Source organism: Pseudomonas khavaziana (assembly GCF_019145205.1).
GTDB lineage: Bacteria > Pseudomonadota > Gammaproteobacteria > Pseudomonadales > Pseudomonadaceae > Aquipseudomonas > Aquipseudomonas khavaziana.
The window spans coordinates 434,736-452,056 of sequence record NZ_JAHSTT010000005.1; the positions used below are offsets into that span (position 1 = coordinate 434,736).

At 58.8% G+C, this 17,321-nt stretch carries 21 protein-coding genes; 9 read left to right on the plus strand and 12 right to left on the minus strand.

Annotated features, from left to right (window positions below; translation table 11 throughout):
• Nucleotides 1-86 precede the first annotated feature (86 nt).
• Together KVH01_RS15515 and def are read left to right on the plus strand one after the other, a co-directional pair.
• Nucleotides 87-1,046 (plus strand): YihY/virulence factor BrkB family protein, encoded by a 960-nt coding sequence (locus KVH01_RS15515; RefSeq protein WP_043051228.1) that lies wholly within the window; start codon nucleotides 87-89, stop codon nucleotides 1,044-1,046.
• A complete protein-coding gene (gene def, locus KVH01_RS15520) occupies nucleotides 1,043-1,582 on the plus strand; it encodes a peptide deformylase (protein ID WP_043051229.1) in 540 nt (179 codons plus the stop codon). Before KVH01_RS15515 ends, def begins: the two co-directional genes overlap by 4 nt.
• Before the next feature lie 69 nt (nucleotides 1,583-1,651).
• Here def and KVH01_RS15525 read toward each other — a convergent pair whose 3' ends face one another.
• On the minus strand, nucleotides 1,652-2,065 hold the full coding sequence (locus tag KVH01_RS15525) for a GNAT family N-acetyltransferase (protein ID WP_217881974.1): 414 nt from the start codon (nucleotides 2,063-2,065) through the stop codon (nucleotides 1,652-1,654).
• A gap of 245 nt (nucleotides 2,066-2,310) precedes the next feature.
• On the opposite strand from KVH01_RS15525, the gene KVH01_RS15530 reads away from it, so the two are divergent.
• Nucleotides 2,311-2,925: an aliphatic sulfonate ABC transporter substrate-binding protein gene (locus KVH01_RS15530; RefSeq protein WP_264083636.1), complete on the plus strand. Its 615-nt coding sequence runs from the start codon at nucleotides 2,311-2,313 to the stop codon at nucleotides 2,923-2,925.
• 40 nt (nucleotides 2,926-2,965) lie between these two features.
• Here KVH01_RS15530 and KVH01_RS15535 read toward each other — a convergent pair whose 3' ends face one another.
• From KVH01_RS15535 to gntR, 9 genes are all read right to left on the minus strand, one after another.
• On the minus strand, nucleotides 2,966-3,463 hold the full coding sequence (locus tag KVH01_RS15535) for a hypothetical protein (protein ID WP_043051233.1): 498 nt from the start codon (nucleotides 3,461-3,463) through the stop codon (nucleotides 2,966-2,968).
• Between the two features lie 136 nt (nucleotides 3,464-3,599).
• Nucleotides 3,600-4,022, minus strand: a complete 423-nt coding sequence (locus KVH01_RS15540; protein ID WP_043051234.1) for a hypothetical protein — start codon at nucleotides 4,020-4,022, stop codon at nucleotides 3,600-3,602.
• 143 nt (nucleotides 4,023-4,165) lie between these two features.
• Nucleotides 4,166-5,581, minus strand: coding sequence for an MFS transporter (locus KVH01_RS15545; RefSeq protein WP_217881975.1), 1,416 nt, complete (start codon nucleotides 5,579-5,581; stop codon nucleotides 4,166-4,168).
• 129 nt (nucleotides 5,582-5,710) lie between these two features.
• A complete protein-coding gene (locus KVH01_RS15550) occupies nucleotides 5,711-6,133 on the minus strand; it encodes a hypothetical protein (RefSeq protein WP_043051236.1) in 423 nt (140 codons plus the stop codon).
• 203 nt (nucleotides 6,134-6,336) lie between these two features.
• On the minus strand, nucleotides 6,337-7,074 hold the full coding sequence (locus tag KVH01_RS15555) for an NAD-dependent epimerase/dehydratase family protein (protein ID WP_217881976.1): 738 nt from the start codon (nucleotides 7,072-7,074) through the stop codon (nucleotides 6,337-6,339).
• A gap of 16 nt (nucleotides 7,075-7,090) precedes the next feature.
• Nucleotides 7,091-7,723, minus strand: a complete 633-nt coding sequence (locus tag KVH01_RS15560; RefSeq protein ID WP_217881977.1) for a glutathione S-transferase family protein — start codon at nucleotides 7,721-7,723, stop codon at nucleotides 7,091-7,093.
• Nucleotides 7,724-7,927: 204 nt separating this feature from the next.
• On the minus strand, nucleotides 7,928-8,380 hold the full coding sequence (locus tag KVH01_RS15565; protein ID WP_217881978.1) for a hypothetical protein: 453 nt from the start codon (nucleotides 8,378-8,380) through the stop codon (nucleotides 7,928-7,930).
• A 180-nt stretch (nucleotides 8,381-8,560) separates the two neighbouring features.
• On the minus strand, nucleotides 8,561-8,794 hold the full coding sequence (locus KVH01_RS15570) for a DUF6124 family protein (protein WP_217881979.1): 234 nt from the start codon (nucleotides 8,792-8,794) through the stop codon (nucleotides 8,561-8,563).
• A 452-nt stretch (nucleotides 8,795-9,246) separates the two neighbouring features.
• Nucleotides 9,247-10,278, minus strand: a complete 1,032-nt coding sequence (gene gntR, locus KVH01_RS15575; RefSeq protein ID WP_217882033.1) for an HTH-type transcriptional regulator GntR — start codon at nucleotides 10,276-10,278, stop codon at nucleotides 9,247-9,249.
• Nucleotides 10,279-10,491: 213 nt separating this feature from the next.
• Between gntR and KVH01_RS15580 the strand changes: the two genes are divergently transcribed.
• Together KVH01_RS15580 and KVH01_RS15585 are read left to right on the plus strand one after the other, a co-directional pair.
• On the plus strand, nucleotides 10,492-11,025 hold the full coding sequence (locus KVH01_RS15580) for a gluconokinase (protein WP_217881980.1): 534 nt from the start codon (nucleotides 10,492-10,494) through the stop codon (nucleotides 11,023-11,025).
• An 84-nt stretch (nucleotides 11,026-11,109) separates the two neighbouring features.
• The gene (locus KVH01_RS15585) at nucleotides 11,110-12,462 is read left to right on the plus strand and encodes a GntP family permease (protein WP_032902782.1); all 1,353 of its coding nucleotides are present in this window, start codon (nucleotides 11,110-11,112) and stop codon (nucleotides 12,460-12,462) included.
• Nucleotides 12,463-12,615: 153 nt separating this feature from the next.
• On the opposite strand, the gene alaC is transcribed toward KVH01_RS15585, so the two are convergent.
• On the minus strand, nucleotides 12,616-13,833 hold the full coding sequence (gene alaC, locus KVH01_RS15590) for an alanine transaminase (protein ID WP_217881981.1): 1,218 nt from the start codon (nucleotides 13,831-13,833) through the stop codon (nucleotides 12,616-12,618).
• 196 nt (nucleotides 13,834-14,029) lie between these two features.
• Here alaC and KVH01_RS15595 point away from each other — a divergent pair, with 196 nt between their 5' ends.
• A complete protein-coding gene (locus tag KVH01_RS15595) occupies nucleotides 14,030-14,512 on the plus strand; it encodes a GyrI-like domain-containing protein (RefSeq protein ID WP_217881982.1) in 483 nt (160 codons plus the stop codon).
• Between the two features lie 66 nt (nucleotides 14,513-14,578).
• Here KVH01_RS15595 and KVH01_RS15600 read toward each other — a convergent pair whose 3' ends face one another.
• A complete protein-coding gene (locus tag KVH01_RS15600) occupies nucleotides 14,579-15,070 on the minus strand; it encodes a GNAT family N-acetyltransferase (RefSeq protein ID WP_217881983.1) in 492 nt (163 codons plus the stop codon).
• Nucleotides 15,071-15,214: 144 nt separating this feature from the next.
• Between KVH01_RS15600 and KVH01_RS15605 the strand changes: the two genes are divergently transcribed.
• The 3 genes from KVH01_RS15605 to KVH01_RS15615 are packed head-to-tail and all read left to right on the plus strand — an operon-like array spanning nucleotide 15,215 to nucleotide 17,250.
• Nucleotides 15,215-15,634 (plus strand): YybH family protein, encoded by a 420-nt coding sequence (locus tag KVH01_RS15605; RefSeq protein WP_043051286.1) that lies wholly within the window; start codon nucleotides 15,215-15,217, stop codon nucleotides 15,632-15,634.
• Nucleotides 15,635-15,676: 42 nt separating this feature from the next.
• A complete protein-coding gene (locus KVH01_RS15610; RefSeq protein WP_217881984.1) occupies nucleotides 15,677-16,024 on the plus strand; it encodes a YciI family protein in 348 nt (115 codons plus the stop codon).
• The gene (locus tag KVH01_RS15615; protein ID WP_217881985.1) at nucleotides 16,024-17,250 is read left to right on the plus strand and encodes an RNA polymerase sigma factor; all 1,227 of its coding nucleotides are present in this window, start codon (nucleotides 16,024-16,026) and stop codon (nucleotides 17,248-17,250) included. Before KVH01_RS15610 ends, KVH01_RS15615 begins: the two co-directional genes overlap by 1 nt.
• Nucleotides 17,251-17,321 lie beyond the last annotated feature (71 nt).

The following is a 17,321-nucleotide window of genomic DNA, read 5'->3' on the forward strand; positions in this document are numbered from 1 at the left end:
AAAGTCGCCAAATGGGCTACTTTGATGTAGAAAACGGACCCTGAGTCGCCCACGAACTCAACCTCTTTGCGGCGAAAGGAGACGCTATGATTTTTCCGGTACTCGAAGGTCTCAAGCTGCACAAGGTGCTGGTACGCACCGTCAAGGAATTCGTCGATGACGAGATGCCTACCTATGCCTCGGCACTGGCCTACCAGATGCTGTTCTCACTGTTTCCCTTTCTGCTGTTCCTCATTGCCCTGATCGGTTTCCTCCACCTGCCGGACTTCTTCACCTGGCTGCGCCTGCAATCGGAACTGGTGTTGCCACCCCAGGCGCTGGAACAGGTCAACCCGGTGATCGACCAGTTGCAGCAGTCCAAGGGCGGCCTGCTTTCGGTGGGTATCGTCATCGCTCTGTGGACCGCTTCGGCCGGTGTACGCCTGATGATGAGCGCAATGAACGCCGCTTACGACGTGGTCGAAGGCCGACCGATCTGGAAGCGCTTCCCGCTGTCGATTTTCTACACCGTAGGCATCGCCGGCATGTTGTTGGCCGCTGCGGCGCTGATGGTGCTTGGCCCACAGGTCATGGAATGGCTCGCGGGGCAGATTGGCATGCAGGAATTCGTCGTCACCCTGTGGACTATCCTGCGCTGGCCGCTGATCGTCATCCTGCTGATGTTTGCCGTAGCCCTCATGTACTACGTTATGCCTGACGTGGAGCAGAAGTTTCGCTTTATCACCCCAGGTTCGGTATTGGCCGTGGTGGTGTGGATCGTGGCTTCCCTTGGCTTTGGCTATTACGTCAAGACCTTCGCCGACTACAACGCCATGTATGGCAGTATCGGCGCCATCATTGTCCTGCTCCTGTATTTCTATATTTCCGCCGCCGTGTTGCTGCTGGGCGCGGAGATGAACGCCGTGATCGAACACATGTCGGCCGAAGGCAAGGAACCCGGTGAAAAGGAATTCGACGAACCCGGTCACGCCAGTGAAAAACAACACGTCTCGGGCCTCGGCCGGGACCACTCCAAACCCACCCCCGATGAAGTGCCAGAGCAATGATCCGTGAAATCCTGAAAATGGGCGACGAACGCCTGCTGCGTATCGCCTCGCCGGTGCCGCCGGAAATGTTCGACAGCCCGGAGCTGTGGCAACTGATCGACGACATGTTCCAGACCATGGAACATGTGGGTGGCGTTGGCCTGGCCGCGCCGCAGATTGGCGTCGACCTGCAATTGGTGATCTTTGGTTTCGAAGCCAGCGAACGCTACCCGGACGCTCCCCCGGTGGCGCAGACCATCCTGATAAACCCGCTGATTACCCCATTGAGCCCGGTGCTGGAGGAAGGCTACGAGGGCTGTTTGTCGGTGCCCGGTTTACGTGGGGCGGTGAACCGTTACCAGCAGATCCGCTACGAAGGTTTCGATCCCAAAGGCGAACCGATTGTACGATTTGCCGATGGCTTCCACGCGCGGGTGGTACAGCATGAGTGCGATCATTTGATCGGCCGGTTGTACCCATCACGGATCACCGATTTCAGCAAATTCGGGTTTATCGAAGTGATGTTCCCGGAAATGGCCCCAACAGCTGACGAATAAACACCAGGCCTAATGAGATTCCAATGTGGGAGGGGGCTTGCCCCCTCCCACATTTTTGCCCGGCATCATTCAGATGATTGAGAACCCCATGGCAATCATCGGCTTGTTGCGCTTGTAGCGCACCAACCGCTCACTGAGCGATTGCGGCAATACTGTGTCCTTGCTGAACCCCATACGCTGATACAACCCCTCCAGATCCGGATGGCACAGCAGCCAAACCGTACCCTCTACCTCGACTACCGCCTGTTGAATCAAGAGCGCCGCCAGCCCCTGGCCGCGATAGGCCGGGTCAACAAACACGCCGGTCAGCCACTGCCCACCCACCACCGGGCTCAGGCACAGCCCTGCCACGATCGCGCTGTCGCGTGCCACCCACAAGCGTCCACCCTTGAGGGCCTTCATCGAGGAATTGTGGCTGCGGTAAAACTTGTTCAACAGTGGCCACAGGGGCTCTGCCAGCGGTTCGATGTGCAGTTCGGGCATGGTCTTTGGGGCAGCAATGTCAGGGGGCGTGGATTATAAGCGCCTTCTGCCGCGCAATAGGTGGTATACCCACTGCTACATCCCCTTTCAGTTGAGCATGCATCATGGCCAAAGGTATGGATTCAAAGAAAGCCGCGAAGAAAAAACCGGCAAAGACCGCTGATGAAAAACGCGCGGACAAGAAAGCCAAGAAATCCGAGACGGGCCTGTTCGGTCACTGAGTTACAAGCTTAGAGCCAAAGAATCTGCAAGATTTGCGCGCCTCGCTGCACAGAGCAGGAAACACCTGCGTCGCCGAGCTCAAGGGCAAGCGCGTGGCGTTGCTCAAGGGGTCCAGCGCACACAACCTGTTCCTCAAGAGCCTGCTGCGTGCCGGCTTGCAATGGAAGGACGTGAACGTGGTGTACCTGTCGCCTTCCGACGGCCGTGCTGCCTTCGAACAGGGCAAGGTAGATGCCTGGGTGGTTTGGGACCCGTACTACTCGGCCGCAGTGGTCGATGGCTCTGCCCGCGTCCTGGGTGATGGCCAGGGTCTTAACCCGGCTGGCAGCTTCTTTGTGGTCAATGGCCCGTTCGCCCAGCAACATCCCCAGGCCATTGCCACCATTATCCAGACCCTGGGCAAGGCGCAGCGACTATCACTCGACCAACCCGATGAAAGCATCGCACTGATGGCCGGCACCCTTGGCCTGCCACCTGCGGTGGTCAAAAGCTACTTCGAGCACCGCTCGCCTGCGCCGATCCGCCCGCTGCAGGCAATCGACATCGCCAATCAGCAGCGCACGGCCGACCTGTTTTTTGCCAACGGCCTGATCCCGAAAAAAGTCGATGTGCAGCAAGTCGTCTTAAAGCCTCAATAGCGTCTACAGGTCGACATCAGTTCATGGATTCCCTGCGCGACTAGATCGCAGCCAGGGTCTCTTTCACCGTCTGCGCCTGTGGGTCAGCGGTCTTTGCTGCTACCTGCTGTTGTTGCTGCTGCTGGAGCCGCTCGGACACTTCCTTGGCAAAGGCATTTTGCTCTTCCACCGGCAGGGCGTTCAGTTCTTCCAGCGTCAGGCCCCGTTCTTTGAGCAGTTGGTCGCGGATGCGCTCGGCTGGGGTCTTGGTCATGTAGTCGGTGAACTCACTGCGTGCTGAACCGGCGACGCTGGTGGCCGGCACATCGCTGTTCGGCGCAGAGGCTTGCAGCTGCACACGGGTCTTGGCAAACGCTTCGTCAATGCGATCGCTGGCCTTGTCCAGTTCCTTCTGCGCAACTGGCACTGTGATGTTCTGCTGCGCAGTCTGAAGGGCGCCGCTGTACAACGCGCTGGCGGCGGCGTTGGCGGGGTCCATGTCGGGTCGCTTGATCTGTTGGACAGTCGACACGGCTTGGGTGTTGTTGTTAATCAGCATGATCGGTCACCTGTGCAAATGGTCGGTGCCACAGCTGGAGCAAAAACTGTGCCGACGATGAAACACAGTAGCCGCGGGCAGGCAGGTGCTTCAGGCGGCAAGCAATGACCGCGTAGAGACCAATCGTTGCCGCTGACTAGCTGTTTTGTACGGTGCGAATATCAAACGAGCCATTGAACGAATGGTCCGTGCCTTCGACATCAGCAGTGATGTCGAAAGTGCCGGCTGCCGAGCCTGTACTCGCGTCATAGCTGCGCAAGTCGAGCATGCCGCTCTTTGCACGGTAGGAGGTGCGATGGCCGAAGACTGTTTCTCGGAAATAGCTGACGTTAACGTCCCTTGGCCAAGGTTGAGGCACGGTGATCGGACCTGGGGGCTGGTCCTTGGGAAAGTCGATTTGAATGCCAATAAAGTCGCCACCCTGGCTGGGCTGGCGTCCATCCAGGGTTATCCAGCGTCCGGTACTGGATTCGCGATATACGACGTTGCTGGTATCTATTTCACCTTCGAACCCTTTGGATTTAAGCCATCCTGCCGATGCGTGTTCGCTCTGTTCCATGTTCACTCCGGGTTACCTTCCAACGGCGGCCCACCACGGGAGCGCCTGGTCATCAGTAGAGCGGCAATGAGGCGGTGCGATCTACTGTCAACGTTGACAGTAGAGTCACGCCGCTGACGGGCGGTATCGAGGGGTGGCGGTGGTCAGTGGGCGATATTTTCCAGCGCCAGGTTACGCGTACGCGGCCCGAACCAACTGATGGTGATCATCACGATCAGCATGCTGCTGGCGATAAACGCCAACACCCCTGGCGTGCCCAGGTGCTCGAGGATAAAACCGATCAACAAACTGCTGAACACCGTGGACAGGCGGCTGAACGAATAACAGAACCCTACCGCCCGGGCGCGGATATTGGTGGGGAACAATTCGCTTTGGTACGAGTGATAGCTGAAGCTCAGCCAGGCATTGCAAAAGGTGATCATCACTCCGCAGAACACCAGTCCCAATGCGCTGGTTTGCAGGGCGAACAGGCTGCCGAAAATCACCGCGCCCATGGCGGAACCGACGATCTGCCATTTGTTTTCAAAGCGGTTGGCCACCTTCACAAACAGCAACGGCCCCAGTGGGTAGGCGAGGGTGATGATAAAGGCGTACATCAAGCTGTGGGTCACGCTCACGCCCTGGCCCGACAACAGCGCCGGCAACCAATTGCCAAACCCGAAAAAACCGATGGCCTGGAACACATGGAACACGATCAGCATCAAGGCGCGGCGTCGGTACGGCGGTTGCCAGATATCGGCAAAACGGCCGCTGCCCTGAACGCTGACGGCTTCGGGTTGCGGCTCGTCCAAGGGTTTGTCGTGATCTTTCAGGCAGCGTGCTTCGAGTTTGTCCATGATCGCCCCGGCTTCTTCGAAACGGCCCTTCTGTGCCAGCCAGCGTGGCGATTCCGGCAAGCGCTTGCGCAATTGCCAGATAAACAGCGCAAATACCGCACTGCTCAACACCACCCAGCGCCAGCCGGAGATGCCGAACGGGGCCTGAGGCACCAGCCACCACGACATCAAGGCGACGGCTGGCACCGACAGAAACTGAATGAAAAACGCAAAGGCAAACGCCGAACTGCGCATGCGCTTGGGCACCAGTTCCGAGAGGTAGGCATCGATGGTCACCAGTTCGATGCCCAGGCCGATGCCCACCAGAAAGCGCATACAGATGATGCCCATGGCGGAGGTTTGAATACCCATCAGCACTGTGGCGACGGTGTACCAGACCAACGCAAAGGTGAAGATCGCCCGGCGCCCGAAGCGGTCGGCGATGGGGCTGAGCAGGCTGGCACCCAGGAACAGGCCGAGAAAGGTCGCCGAGGCAAATGCGGCCTGGTCCGAGAAGCCGAACACGCCCTGGCTGCCGGTATGGAAAATTCCGTCGCTGATCAGCCCGGGGCTGATATAAGCGGTCTGGAACAGGTCATAGAGCTCGAAAAAACCACCGATGGACAGCAGCGCCACCAGGCGCCAGATGGTGGCCACGGCGGGCAGGCGGTCGATGCGTGCGCTGATGTGCGCGGCGCGGAGCGGGTCGAGGCCGTCTGTGGGTGAGGCAGTGAGTGTGGGCATAGGATGGATTCCAGGGGCAGTGACCTGGAATCTTAGCTGGCTAACGGAAGTCGTGGCTTGTGAAATGACTTGTCGACGGCCGCAGGTTCACGCAGGCCGCGTAAACCTGCCAGCCCACGACAAGGTCAATCAGCTGTGCTTGAAATCCTCAACTTTAAAAGCGCCGTTTGAGAAGCTCATTTCCTGCCGACGGTGACCCGTCTTTGTCGCTTTGAAGTGCAAGGATGCATTCAGAACCTGGCCTTGCAGTTGCAGTACGGTGAATTCTCCGCTGGTTGCAAAGTAGGTTCCCTGCTCGCCGGGCCGCGTATCGTCGAATTCAAGCCTGACCTTGTGAGTGTCGCTTCCCGGTGCACCAATCTCATAAGTCTGGCCTGGCTGGATATCTTGGTCGATGCTTACTTTCAACAGTGCGAAGCCGGACATGATCCCGACCGTCGAATTAAAGCCCGACTCTCCATTCAAATGGGCAACAAAGCTTGTTTCGAAGGGTACTGCCCAGCTGGCTATCAGCCCCGAGATTTTATCGTTTTCACCAAGTACCTTACCCATGGTCATCTCTCCATATTCAGGGAATGAGCAATGCGTCGGCATTGCGTGTGCTTATGGTGTGGGGAAGGTAGGGGTAGGTCTACTGTCAGGTTTCACAGTTCGCGGCTCTGTTCCGACAGGCGGGTGTGGTGGACGCTTGCGCCACTTAGCGATGCGGCGTTGACCCGTGGCGGTTCGGTGATGCCGATGTGGTACTCGCCCTATCAGTAGATATCAGGCATGTCGAACGTGGTGAATGCGTCATCCAACGGTTGGTAGCCCAGCACACGTGTGGTCTCGCTCAGGTCCAGACGCTTGAAGCGATTATTGGATATGCCATGGGCGATCAAATGCTTCACGCCCTCAACCTCGACCGAACGCTGCAGCAACTGCACGGCATCCCGCGGGCTGAGCCACGCGCTGAGGTCGCGGGCGTTGTTCAGGTCGTGGGTTTCGGGGAATTCAAAAGCGCCGATGCGCAGGGCGATGGTCGACAGCGGTGTCTTGGCCGCGTAGTAGCCACACAACGCCTCGCCATAGCATTTGCTCACGCCATACATATTGGCGGGCATCACCTGCATGCCGGGGATGATCTGCCGGTCGACCGGATAGCCTTCGATGGTTTGTGCGCTGCTGGCGAACACCAGGCGCTGCACGCCGGCAGCCACGGCGGCTTCGAAGAGGTAGGTGGTGGCGAGGATGTTGTTGGGCAGCAATTCGTCGAACGAGGCACTGGCGTGGGGGATGCCCGACAAGTGCACGATCACGTCGATGCCTTCGAGCAGGGTCGCCAGGCTGGATTTATCGCTGAGGTCGGCGTGTACGAAGCGGTGTCCACCCAGGTCGAAATCCGGCGCGATGCGGTCGGTGAGCGTGAAGCGGTAGCGGTCTTGCGAGGCTTGGAAAAATGTCTTGCCGATTCTGCCGCAGGCGCCGGTGAGTAGTACGTTGAGTCCGTTCACGTGGTGATCCCTGTGCTTAGTTGTGGCCGTCGAGCGCGAAGGTTTTGAAACCGGCGTGCTGGCTGAGTCGCTGATAGTAGGCGGCAATGGCGGGGTAGGGTGGGCGCTGCATGGGCGTTGCCTGCCAGCGGTGTACCGAGAGGCCGATCAGGATGTCGGCGAGGGTGAATTCATCGCCGGCCACATGGGCTCCGGTCTTGGCCAACTGCTGTTCGAGAATGCCCATCTTGTCGTTCCAGAGCTGCACCGCGGCGGCGATTTGCGTCGCATTGAGGCCGTCTGGGTTGTTGCGTACCAGCGCGGTAAAGGCGTCGCCCCAGGCGCGGTTGAGTTCCGTGGCTTGCCAGTCAATCCACTGCTCGACACGTGCCCTGGGGGCGGGCTCGGTCGGTAGCAGGTCGTGACGTTGATACAGGCCGACGAGGTAGCGGCAGATGGTGTTGGATTCCCACAGCACGCCGTGATCGTCGATCAGCACCGGCACTTGGGCGTTGGGGTTCAGGGCGAGGAACTCGGCCGATTGGGTGGGTTTGAAGCCGACGCCCCAGTCTTCGCGCACATAGTCGATGCCCAGTTCCTGGCAGGTCCACAGCACTTTGCGCACGTTGATGGAGGAGGCGCGGCCCAAGATTTTCAGTGAATGTCCCATGGTGCTTCCCTGGCGATGGAGAGTGGTTAATCTAGCAGGGGCAAAGTGGGCACGGTTAAAAAATCTGGAAAGGGCTACATCCCGATGACCGAGTGTGCGCCGAATTTGGCCAGAGGCATGGGGTGAGCACCGATGGCAAGGATTGTCCTTGCCGTCAGCAGCAGTGTTAATGGCTTCAGACATTGTACTGATTAGCTTATCGTGTCACAGGCCAATTCCAACTAATTGCATTTCCCCGCTGTTGAGTTCCAACTGATCCCCGTTTCTCCCTACGGCGACCATGTAAAATCGAGCATGGACTTTTCCAGTGCTGGTATTGAACTCATAAAACGTAATCTGCCCTGATATGGCGTCAAAGCTCAGAGGCTCAGGGTCAGTGGCGTACTTTAATTCGCAAGTGGCAGTCACCGGGCCGTCGGGATTGCGGATAGTATATTTGTCTCGGTTTCCCGTGATCCCAAGTGGGAAACGAAACTCCAAGTAAATAGTGTTGTTACCTCGCATAGTGGTGTCCAATATATAGCGGAAGGCTGTTTTTCTTAAGCTGATTTCATCCGCTCGATAATCAAGAATCACAGGCCCTCTGACGAGTTGTGCTGTGAATGTTCCATTGGTGGGGTTTTTGGGGTCGTTATTTTTACCTTTGGTGTTTGTCATGGCGCCACCCTAGTATTCACTATTGGATTTAAGAGGTATTTCAAAGCTTGGCTCATCATCAGATTCTTATAGCGGTCGCAGGTCTACTGTCAGAAATACCAGTCCAGACGAATGGTGGGCATGATTAATAAATTTGGCAGGGTCAAGCCCCCTCCCACATTTTTTGAACCGAGTAAAGTCTCAGCAGCGTGGTGCGTGTTGGTCCATGGCTTTGCCTACCAGCAAGACGCTCAGTTCACTCAATTGGTGAATGGCCAGCGCCACATCGCGATGCTTGCCGGTGAGGTCATCGGACAGGTCGAGCAGCAAGGTGCTGACGGAACATACGGTTTCGTAGCTGTTGATCAGCAGGGTTTCGGTGGAGGTATCAGGGATGACGGTGAAAAGCGTATGCGTGGGATGGGTGCTTTGCATTGTTGAAGTACCTGTTTTGGGCCGATACCTCATCGCTACTAAACGAAGGGTGGCAGCTGTACGCAGGTTAGTAGACCGGTATCCCACACAAACCCGGCGCACCCGAAGGCGCCCTGCGCACAGCCACCATTAAGCATCGATAGGCTCATGCATTTGTATGGGGAAGCTCAGGCTACTAAACCCGATCACCGAGAATTCAGCGACCGACCAACCTTAGAGACCGCCACCCAGGCACACAAGCCGGCAGATTCTGGCGTAAGCGTAGGCAACGGAGCAAGGCGCTTACCGCAATGTCAGCCGCTTCCTACGGGCGTCCTACGCTTGTCTGATCGTTCCCACTCACGACTGTAGGCAAAGGGGGGCGAAGGTATTCTCAAGCGGGCAGGGTCAGGGGGGGAGAGGCCTGCTCCCGATAGCGGTGGATCAGTCGATAGCTTGGTTGACTGGTACACTCAGGTGCTCTCCCGCACCTGCAACTCAAACCCCATATCCATCACCGGCTTGGCGATCTTGTTGCCCGCCATGATGGTCAACAAATGCTCCGCCGCCCTGCGGCCAATGGCTTCCCGTGGTGTGCTGATACTGCTCAGGCGTGGCACCATGAATGACGATGCAGGCAAGTCGTTGAAGCCCAGCACCGCCACCCGCTCCGGCACCTTGATGCCATGGCGCAAGGCTTCGAGCAGGGCGCCCTGGGCCAGGTCGTCGTTGCCAAAGAAGATCGCATCCACATCCGGATGGGCGGCCAGCAGCTGCAAAAACAGCTCGCCACCCAGGCCCACCGAAGAAGGGCGCGGCGTCAGCAATTCCAGCGCCGGGTCGTACATGCCCGCCTGTTGCAGCGCCCGGCGAAAACCTTCACCGCGCAGCAAGGTGCGTTGGTCCAGTTGCGCGCCGATGTAGGCCAGGCGCTTACGCCCCCGTGACAGCAAATGCGTCGCCGCCGTCTCGCCTGCGGCCAGCTGTGAGAAACCCACGCAGTTCACCCCGGCATTGGGGTCCAGATCCATCATGTACACACACGGCACATTGCTGGCCTCGACCATTCGTCGCGCGCTTTCGGTGCGATCGAATCCGGTCAGCAGCAACCCCCGTGGCTGGTAGGCCATGTAGTTGCGCAGCAGGTTTTCTTCTTCATCACGGGAGTAATGGGAATTGCCGATCAACACTTCAAAGCCCTTGGGCCGCAGTACCTGGTGGATCGCTTCCAGGGTTTCGATAAACAGCAGGTTGGACAAGGACGGCACCAGCACCACCACCGAATGGCTCTGTGCAGACGCCAAGGCGCGGGCAGCGGGGTTGACCACGTAGCTGAGTTCGGCGGCGGCCTGCTGGACTTTTTCCACCAGTTCGGTGGCAACGGTGCTGATACCGCGCAGGGCGCGGGAGGCGGTGATCGGGCTGACCCCGGCCAGGCGTGCGACTTCATTGAGGGTAGGGCGGCCCGTCGTGCGGGTATTTTTATCGTTCTTGGAGGTCATCAGGCGGCTTGCCAAACAAAAATCGAGGCACTAAGGTAGCGCTGTCTCCAAAGGGCTGCAAATTATTGAACCCAGGGTTGCCTGATCCGGTTCGAATGATTGGAGCAGATGCACGCGTCACTCCATAAAAATGACAAGTCGGCGCGGGAAAAGCCTGTCTTTTGCACTAGCCTTATAGCGTGCAAAGGTAGCGCTATCTGCGTCCTGAGGTGTTTCATGAGTCAACCTGTTACCGCCCTGGTCATCATGGGTGTTTCCGGCTGTGGCAAGTCCAGCGTCAGCGAAGCCCTGTGCCGCCTGAACGGCGCCACCGCCATTGAAGGCGACAGCTTTCACCCCGCCGCGAACATCGAAAAGATGAGCGCCGGCCACCCCCTCAACGACGACGACCGCGCCGGCTGGCTCGACATCCTGTGCGATGAATTGCGCCGCTCGTTGAAAGCCGGCAAGCATCCGGTACTCACCTGTTCAGCGCTGAAAAAGAAATACCGCGACCACCTGCGTGAAGCCGCGCCGGGCCTGGGCTTTGTATTCCTGGAGCTGACCCGCGAAGTTGCCGCTGACCGTGTGTCCCACCGCCCCGGCCATTTCATGCCGGCCAGCCTGATCGACAGCCAGTTCGCCACCCTCGAATCGCCCAAGGGCGAACCGCTGACCCTGGCCCTCAACGCCAGCGAAGACAGCGTTGAGGAGCTGGCCGAGCAGACCAACGTCTGGTGGCGCAAGCACGGCTTTGAACCAACTCATTAATTTTTTGCCGGAAAAGATAGCGCTATCCCCGGCAGGAAATTCAACACCCGCTTTAATAACAACAACAAACAGGAGAGACCCCCCATGTTTGGCATGTCCCACGAGTCTTACCTGCTGCTAGATGCAGTGGTCACTATCATCGGGTTGATCGTTCTGATCACCAAGTTCAAGGTGCACCCGTTCATTGCACTGATCATCGCGGCCGGCTTCCTGGGCCTGACCTCGGGCATGCCCGTGGACAAGATCATCAAGGCATTCCAGGACGGTTTCGGCGGAGTGCTCGGCTTTGTCGGCATCATCCTCGCGCTGGGCACGATGCTCGGCAAGATGATGGCCGAGTCCGGCGGCGCCGATCAGATCGCCCAGACCCTGATCCGCGCCTTCGGCAAAGAGAAGGTCCAGTGGGCCATGATGTTCGCCGCCTTCCTGGTGGGTATCCCGCTGTTCTTCGAGATCGGTTTTGTGCTGTTGATACCGCTGGTGTTTATCGTGGCGCGGCGTACCGGTGTGTCGCTGATCAAGATCGGTATCCCGCTGCTCGCAGGCCTCTCGGCGGTGCACGGCCTGGTGCCACCGCACCCGGGCCCGTTGCTGGCCATCGGCGTGTTCGGTGCGGACATCGGCAAGACCATCCTGTACGGCCTGATCGTTGCGCTGCCAACGGCCATTATCGCCGGCCCGATCTTCGGCACCTTTATCGCCAAGTACATCCCGGGCAACCCGTCCCAGGAACTGGTCGATCAACTGGCCCGCGAGCCTGAAAACAAAGACCTGCCGAGCTTCAGCATCACCCTGGTCACCGTGCTGCTGCCGGTGTTCCTGATGCTGCTGAAAACCTTTGCCGACATCGCCTTTGCCGAAGGCAACGTGGTGCGTAACTGGATGGACATGATCGGCCACCCGATTACCGCCTTGCTGCTGGCCTTGCTGCTGTCGCTGTACACCTTTGGCCATCGCCAAGGCATTCATTCCAAGCAGATCCTCAAGCTGCTCGATGCCAGCCTTGCGCCGACCGCCGCGATCATCCTGATCATCGGCGCCGGTGGTGGCTTCAAGCAGATGCTGGTGACCAGCGGCGTAGGTGACGTGATCGGCCATATGGCGGTGAACGCCCAGATCAACCCGATCCTGCTGGCATGGCTGGTGGCGGCGGTAATCCGGATTGCCACAGGTTCAGCGACCGTCGCGACCATTACCGGCGCGGGCATTGTGGTGCCGGTGGTGGGGATGATTCCGGGGGTTAACCGCGAGTTGCTCGTGCTGGCGACGGGGGCGGGGTCGTTGATCCTGTCGCACGTCAACGATGCCGGGTTCTGGCTGGTCAAGCAGTACTTCAACATGACCGTTGCCGAGACGTTCAAGACCTGGACGGCGATGGAGACCATTCTGTCGATCGTGGCGCTGATCTTCATCATGTTGCTGTCGTTGGTGGTGTAAGCCACACCGCACAGTCTGGGGTGAAAACCCAATCAAATGTGGGAGGGGGCTTGCTCCCGATGGCGGTGGATCAGTCACCAGATGTAGTGACTGACACTCTGCTATCGGGAGCAAGTCGAAACGTCGCACCGCCCCTCCCACATTTTGACCGAGTTAGACGCTGGCTTTGGGTACTAGCCCATCGGCCCTGAACATCCCGCGAATCCCTCGCACCGCCTGACGAATCCGGTCCTGGTTTTCGATCAGCGCAAAGCGCACGTGATCATCGCCATACTCGCCAAAGCCAATCCCAGGCGATACACACACCTTCGCTTCCAGCAGCAGTTTCTTGGCAAATTCCAGCGAGCCCATGGCGGCGTACTGCTCGGGGATTTTCGCCCAAACATACATCGACGCCTTCGGGTTCTCCACCATCCAGCCCAGTTCATGCAGGCCCTTGACCAGCACATTGCGGCGTTGGCGGTACTGCTCGGCGATGTCCTTGACGCACTGCTGGTCGCCTTCCAGCGCCGCAATCGCCGCCACCTGCAGCGGGGTGAAGGTGCCGTAGTCATGGTAGCTCTTGATCCGCGCCAAGGCGTTGACCAGTTCCGGGTTGCCCACCATGAACCCGATGCGCCAGCCGGCCATGTTGTAGCTCTTGGACAGGGTGAAAAACTCCACCGCGATATCCTTGGCGCCCGGCACTTGCATGATCGACGGGGCTTTCCAGCCGTCGTAGACGATGTCGGCGTAGGCCAGGTCGTGAACCACCAGCACGTCGTATTGCTTGGCCAGCGCGATCACTCGCTCGAAAAAATCCAGCTCCACGCACTGTGCGGTAGGGTTTGACGGAAAACCCAGGATCATCATCTTTGGCTTGGGGATCGAGCCGCGAATCGCCCGTTCCAGCTCATCGAAGAAGTCCACGCCCGGCACCAGCGGCACCGAACGCACCTGGGCACCGGCAATCACGGCACCGTAGATGTGGATTGGGTAGCTGGGGTTAGGCACCAGCACGGTATCGCCCTGGTCCAGGGTCGCCAGCATCAGGTGCGCCAGGCCCTCTTTGGAACCGATGGTGACGATGGCTTCCGACTCGGGGTCGATATCCACTTCATAGCGGTCCTTGTACCAGCGCGAAATCGCGCGGCGCAGGCGTGGGATGCCTTTGGAAGTGGAGTAGCCGTGGGTGTCGTCACGCTGGGCGACGGTGACCATTTTCTCCACAATGTGCGGTGGCGTGGCGCCGTCGGGGTTACCCATGCTCAAGTCAATGATGTCTTCGCCGCGCCGGCGCGCAGCCATCTTCAGCTCGGCAGTGATATTAAAAACGTAAGGGGGGAGTCGATCTATGCGCGCAAAGCGGCGCGGCGAACCTTGTTCGGCCATTGTTGCCTCGAGAGTACGTAAGCGCCCGGAACCGTCCGAGCGACGTCGGCCACTGCGGTGGCCTGCGGGGCAGACAATACGGGCGATGATGGCGCGTTGTCCAGATGTGTGGGAAAAATTTGTACATGGAGCGCGGCACGGATATGCCCCTATACTCGATGCGGGTTTGTTCCCTCATAAGAAGGAGACTGTTCGTATGGATCAGCAGACAAAACAATCGTTGGAGCCACGCATGGAAGCCGGCAAAGCCCTGGTGATCGCCGGTGTACAGGGGCGTTATTCGAAGGCCACCGTGGGCGATATCCCCAAGTTATGGGAGTTGTTTGACACGTGCGTCAAAGACATCAAGAAACGCATCGGCGGGGTGACCTACGGCGTTTGCCACAACCCTCACCACGGCGAGTTTGATTACATGGCCGGGGTAGAAGTCCCAGGCAAAGGGGATGTGCCGAGCAACTTCGAGTTCATCGAAATCCCGCCGCTCAACTATGCCGTATTCCCCCATTACGGGCCGGTGCAGGCGCTTGAACAAACCTACGAGCGCATCATGTTCGAGTGGCTGCCGCACTCGGGCTATAAGGTGATGGGTGCGGATTTCGAGCGCTATAGCGCAGATTTTGACGGCAGGAAGGGCACGGGGACGGTGGAGATCTGGTTGCCGGTTGGAGAGAGAGGCTGAGGTTGCACCCGATGTCACGTAAATACGACATGCACCCGTGAAAGTCATGTTTACGTGACATTGCCGTTATGGATTGAACCGCCAGCACAGCCGGCGCTCATAGCCAACCCGCCCTTTGTACGCCTCGCCGCTGTCCACCCATCCAGCCCCCAGATACAACCCCATCGCCGCCAGGTTATGCGTGTCCACTGACAGCTCCAGCCCTTTGATCTGCGGCCATGCCTCAAGCGCCAGGACTGGCAACGCCCGCAAACACGCCTTGCCGAAGCCACGTCCCTGCTGATACCGATCCACCTGCAACGCATGCAGCGTGGCACTGTGTTCATTGGCCCAATGGGGCAGGGCGGGTGGGCGCTTGAGCAGGAGGAAGGCCACGGGAATGTCGTCGGCCAACAGCGCAAAACCTTTGACGCCAGGGCTCGGATTGACCAGCAGCGTATTGAGGGCGCAATACATATCGCCGGAAAACGGCAGTTGTTCAGGATGAACTTCGATGGCGCCGACTTGCTGTTGTTGCACAGCATTCAGCGCCTCATAGGCAACAAGACGGGTTTGCATCGGATTATCCGAACGGCTGCAAAGAATGCAGCAGTCTATCGGGTTTGTGGTGGAGGAAATTATTTTTCCCTGGCCTGTCGATTTGCCCAAGGGCCATTCGACTAAGGGTGTCTTCCGTAATTTTACAACCCAGGAGTCATCGCCATGAGCACTGCAATCAACACCTTGATCGAGCAATGGAAACAAGCCGTGGTATCCCAGGATATCGATAAGATTGTCAGCTTTTACGCCGACGATATCGTCGCATTCGATGCGGTTGGCGCGCTGCAATTCAAGGGCAGGGAGGCCTATCGTGCACACTGGAAGGCGTGCATGGAACATTGCCCGGGCCCAGGCGTTTTTGAGTTTCATGAGTTGCGCATCAACCAGGCCCAGGACAGCGCCTTCGCCCACTGGCTCGCGCACTGCGGTGGCACTGGTCCGGATGGTGTACTCAAGACCTGCTGGATGCGCGTCACTGCCGCCTACCAGCGTATCGATGGTCAATGGAAAGTGGTGCATGAGCACTGGTCGGCGCCGTTCGATATGCAAAGCGGCACGGCGCTGTTCGACCTGAAACCTTGAGCACTGCGAACTATAGTCAGGAGACCGAAAACGGAGAACATCATGAAATACCTGTGCCTGATCTACAGCGACGAACAGCTGTTGCACACCTCGCCCGACAGCCCCAAGGACCCGGAGTGTTTTGCCTACGCCGAGGCCATCCAGGCCAGCGGACGCATGCTGGCCGCCGAGCCGCTGCAGCCGGTCAATACTGCCACCACCGTGCGCATGCGCAATGGCAAGGTGTCGATCACCGACGGGCCATTTGCCGAAACCAAGGAGCAGCTCGCCGGCTTCTACCTGATCGAAGCCAGTGACCTCAATGAGGCGTTACAAGTGGCCGGCGGCATTCCAGCGGCCCGGGTCGGCAGTGTGGAAGTACGCCCCGTACGTGAATTGAACCTAGCTTAATGACGCTCAATGGCCAGGTCGAAGCGGTTTACCGCAACGAGTCACGGCGTGTGCTTGCGACGCTGATTCGTGTGCTGGGTGATTTCGACCTGGCCGAGGAGGCGCTGCACGAGGCATTTTTCGTCGCCGTGCAACGCTGGCCCGAGGACGGTGTGCCGGATAATCCACGGGCCTGGCTGGTATCAACCGGTCGCTTCAAAGCCATCGACCGTCTACGTCGCCAGGCGCGGTTTACCCCGTTTCTGCAAGAGCAGGCCGACACACTGGAAGCGGCGCAGTGGAGTGATGAAGACGTGGAAGACGACCGTCTGCGCCTGATCTTCACCTGCTGCCACCCGGCGCTGGCGCCCGACGCCCAGGCGGCGCTGACCTTGCGTGAGATCTGCGACCTGAGTACCGAGGCCATTGCCCACGCTTTTCTCGTCACACCCACCACCATCGCCCAGCGCATCGTGCGTGCCAAGGGCAAGATCCGTGAAGCGAAAATCCCCTACCAAGTGCCGTCCCGTGCCGAGTTACCCGAGCGCCTGGACAGCGTGCTGCGGGTGATTTATTTGGTGTTCAACGAAGGCTACTCGGCTTCCACAGGCACCGATCTCACCCGTGAAGACCTGACCGCGGAGGCCATTCGCCTTGGCCGCTTGCTGGTGGAGTTGCTACCGGAGCCGGAAGTCATGGGCTTGCTGGCGTTGATGTTGCTGCACGAGTCGCGTCGCTCGGCACGCACCTCGGCCAGCGGTGAATTGGTGCTGTTGGATGCTCAGGATCGTGGGCTGTGGGATACGTCGTTGATGGCTGAAGGTTGCGCATGGGTGGAGCAGGTGCTGACCACGCGACGCTTCGGGCCATATTGCCTGCAAGCGGCGATTGCGGCGGTGCACGCCGAGGCGCCGAGTGCCGAGCAGACTGATTGGCGGCAGATTGTCGGGCTTTACGATGTATTGCTCAGGGCCATGCCATCGCCGGTGGTTGAGTTGAACCGAGCGGTAGCGGTGGCGATGGAACAGGGACCGACGGCTGGACTGACGTTGGTGGACAGCATTTTGCTGCGTGGTGAGTTGCAGGATTACCACTTGGCACATTCGGCGCGTGGGGAGTTCTGCCGGCAGTTGGGGCGGATTGAGGAAGCGCGTGCAGCTTACGAAAAAGCCCTGTCCCTGACCCAGCAAACCCCGGAAAAACGCTTCCTGGAGCGACGCCTGACCGAACTCCCCCCCAGACAATGAAGTTCCAAATGTGGGAGGGGGCTTGGCCCCGATTGCAGTGTGTCAGGTAAAGATTAGCTGACTGACACTCA

What these genes read in the sequence shown, in the direction of transcription:
- KVH01_RS15515 (WP_043051228.1), top strand. Translation starts at nt 87, where the DNA reads ATGATTTTTCCGGTACTCGAAGGTCTCAAGCTGCACAAGGTGCTGGTA.
- def (WP_043051229.1), top strand. Translation starts at nt 1,043, where the DNA reads ATGATCCGTGAAATCCTGAAAATGGGCGACGAACGCCTGCTGCGTATC.
- KVH01_RS15525 (WP_217881974.1), bottom strand. Translation starts at nt 2,065, where the DNA reads ATGCCCGAACTGCACATCGAACCGCTGGCAGAGCCCCTGTGGCCACTG.
- KVH01_RS15535 (WP_043051233.1), bottom strand. Translation starts at nt 3,463, where the DNA reads ATGCTGATTAACAACAACACCCAAGCCGTGTCGACTGTCCAACAGATC.
- KVH01_RS15540 (WP_043051234.1), bottom strand. Translation starts at nt 4,022, where the DNA reads ATGGAACAGAGCGAACACGCATCGGCAGGATGGCTTAAATCCAAAGGG.
- KVH01_RS15545 (WP_217881975.1), bottom strand. Translation starts at nt 5,581, where the DNA reads ATGCCCACACTCACTGCCTCACCCACAGACGGCCTCGACCCGCTCCGC.
- KVH01_RS15550 (WP_043051236.1), bottom strand. Translation starts at nt 6,133, where the DNA reads ATGGGTAAGGTACTTGGTGAAAACGATAAAATCTCGGGGCTGATAGCC.
- KVH01_RS15560 (WP_217881977.1), bottom strand. Translation starts at nt 7,723, where the DNA reads ATGGGACATTCACTGAAAATCTTGGGCCGCGCCTCCTCCATCAACGTG.
- KVH01_RS15565 (WP_217881978.1), bottom strand. Translation starts at nt 8,380, where the DNA reads ATGACAAACACCAAAGGTAAAAATAACGACCCCAAAAACCCCACCAAT.
- KVH01_RS15570 (WP_217881979.1), bottom strand. Translation starts at nt 8,794, where the DNA reads ATGCAAAGCACCCATCCCACGCATACGCTTTTCACCGTCATCCCTGAT.
- KVH01_RS15580 (WP_217881980.1), top strand. Translation starts at nt 10,492, where the DNA reads ATGAGTCAACCTGTTACCGCCCTGGTCATCATGGGTGTTTCCGGCTGT.
- KVH01_RS15585 (WP_032902782.1), top strand. Translation starts at nt 11,110, where the DNA reads ATGTTTGGCATGTCCCACGAGTCTTACCTGCTGCTAGATGCAGTGGTC.
- alaC (WP_217881981.1), bottom strand. Translation starts at nt 13,833, where the DNA reads ATGGCCGAACAAGGTTCGCCGCGCCGCTTTGCGCGCATAGATCGACTC.
- KVH01_RS15595 (WP_217881982.1), top strand. Translation starts at nt 14,030, where the DNA reads ATGGATCAGCAGACAAAACAATCGTTGGAGCCACGCATGGAAGCCGGC.
- KVH01_RS15600 (WP_217881983.1), bottom strand. Translation starts at nt 15,070, where the DNA reads ATGCAAACCCGTCTTGTTGCCTATGAGGCGCTGAATGCTGTGCAACAA.
- KVH01_RS15605 (WP_043051286.1), top strand. Translation starts at nt 15,215, where the DNA reads ATGAGCACTGCAATCAACACCTTGATCGAGCAATGGAAACAAGCCGTG.
- KVH01_RS15610 (WP_217881984.1), top strand. Translation starts at nt 15,677, where the DNA reads ATGAAATACCTGTGCCTGATCTACAGCGACGAACAGCTGTTGCACACC.
- KVH01_RS15615 (WP_217881985.1), top strand. Translation starts at nt 16,024, where the DNA reads ATGACGCTCAATGGCCAGGTCGAAGCGGTTTACCGCAACGAGTCACGG.